The organism is Bacteroidota bacterium (genome assembly GCA_038746285.1).
In the GTDB taxonomy this organism is placed as follows: Bacteria; Bacteroidota; Rhodothermia; order Rhodothermales; family JANQRZ01; genus JANQRZ01.
In genome coordinates this window covers 1-1,535 of sequence record JBCDKT010000133.1, presented here as the reverse complement: position 1 = coordinate 1,535, position 1,535 = coordinate 1, and the positions used below count along the sequence as shown (strand labels likewise).

The window sequence follows — 1,535 nt, the reverse complement described above, 5'->3', positions numbered from 1 at the left end:
GATGGGCGCGTCGGTCGGCTCGGAGGTGGCAGGGTCGACCTCTCGGCCGAGGTAGAACACACCGAGGCCTTCGTAGGGGGCGGACATCGCAGGGTGGGGGAGACGCCAGGAGTCTAGCGCGACCCCAGTGGCCGTCGCCAGCGGAACGAGGCCGGGATCAGTCGGTCGTCGCCGCCTCGTTCCGCGTCCACGATCCGTACATCGGGTTGGGGAACGCCCAGAACCGACCGCCGAACTCGGACAGCGCTCGTTCGCCCTCGAAGCGAACGTCCTGCGAGAGCTCGGGGAAGTCGCCGATGTTGTCGCCCATCCACATCACGACCGTCAGCGGGGAGAGCCCGGTCGTGGTGCCCTGTTCGACGGCTGCGAACCGGGCGTTCTTGTCCCCGTCGTCGACCCGGCAGAGCACCGCGTCGGCCTCGATGCCGACTGCGGACAGGTTACGGCGCGTCTCGTCGCAGACGATGTCGTCCCGGTTCGTGACCACGACGACCCGCCCGCCGAGCTCGCGCACGAGGTCGGTGAAGGCGACGGCGCCCGGGAGCGCAGGGGCGGCCTCGCGCCGGACCCACTGGTTCCAGGTCTCCGGGGTGTAGCCCAGCCCGACCTCCGCCCGCTCGCGCTGGTAGAGCGAGTTGTCGAGGAGCGTCTCGTCGGCGTCGAGGATGACGGCCCAGTCTGGCGCGGTGAGCGTGTCGGCGACGGCGCGGAGGTGAAGCCCTGCGGCCCGGTACGTCTGGGCGTAGACGGCACGGTGCTCGGCGGACCGTCGGACCCACCGGATGTCGAGCGGGATCTCAGCCGAGGCGGACGTCTCCGATGGCGGGGGCACTCCAGGGACGGGAGCGAGAGAGGCGCACCCTGCGACGGTGAGTACGCTGAGGAGAAGGGCGAGGCGAGTAGACATGGCAGAGAGGGGAAGAGGCCGCGCCAGTGTAGCGTGTGCTACCTCATAGTGCACAGTGCCGCTTGCAGCCGCCAGCGGGCGGCGATGCCTGGCCACGGCAGGATTGCCCGCTGGCGCTGTGGCGAGTCGGCCGACGTGATTGGCCGGAGACTGCACTCACGCCAGCAGGCCGCCCGGCAGCGCCAGCCGCGACTCGTCCAGCGGAGACGCGACTCGTCCATCAAACCCAACGCCAGGAGCGCAAACGCCGTCCCTTGCATCGTCACCCTCCGCGACGATGCGCTCTCTTCTCCTCCTTCTCGTCCCGCTGGCGTCCATCCTCGCCGCACCGGTCCAGGCGCAGACCGTCGTCACCGGCACCATCCTCGACGATGGCGGCGAGCCGCTGCCGTACGCGACCATTCTCGTCGCGGGGACGACCGACGGGACGGCCACCGGAGGCGACGGGCGGTTCTCCTTCACGACCACGGCCGAGGGACGGCGCCAACTGGTGGCCCGCTACGTCGGCTACGCGCCGGCTACCCGACGCGTCACGCTGGCGGGTGACACCGTCCGTGTGAGCATCCAGCTCCGGGAGTCGCTCCTCAACCTCGACGGTGCCGTCGTGACCGCCGACGCCCTCGCGGGG

2 protein-coding genes are annotated in these 1,535 nt (G+C 70.7%); one reads left to right on the top strand and one right to left on the bottom strand.

Translation table 11 applies throughout. The features are described 5' to 3' along the window. Positions 1-157: 157 nt before the first annotated feature. On the bottom strand, positions 158-907 hold the full coding sequence (locus tag AAGI91_17895; protein ID MEM1044487.1) for an HAD family acid phosphatase: 750 nt from the start codon (positions 905-907) through the stop codon (positions 158-160). Between the two features lie 277 nt (positions 908-1,184). Between AAGI91_17895 and AAGI91_17890 the strand changes: the two genes are divergently transcribed. Next, a partial coding sequence (locus AAGI91_17890; protein MEM1044486.1) for a carboxypeptidase-like regulatory domain-containing protein occupies positions 1,185-1,535 on the top strand: 351 nt, incomplete at its 3' end.

Bases quoted from the DNA above. Each gene is read 5' to 3' on its own strand.
- AAGI91_17895 (MEM1044487.1), bottom strand. From the start codon at position 907: ATGTCTACTCGCCTCGCCCTTCTCCTCAGCGTACTCACCGTCGCAGGG.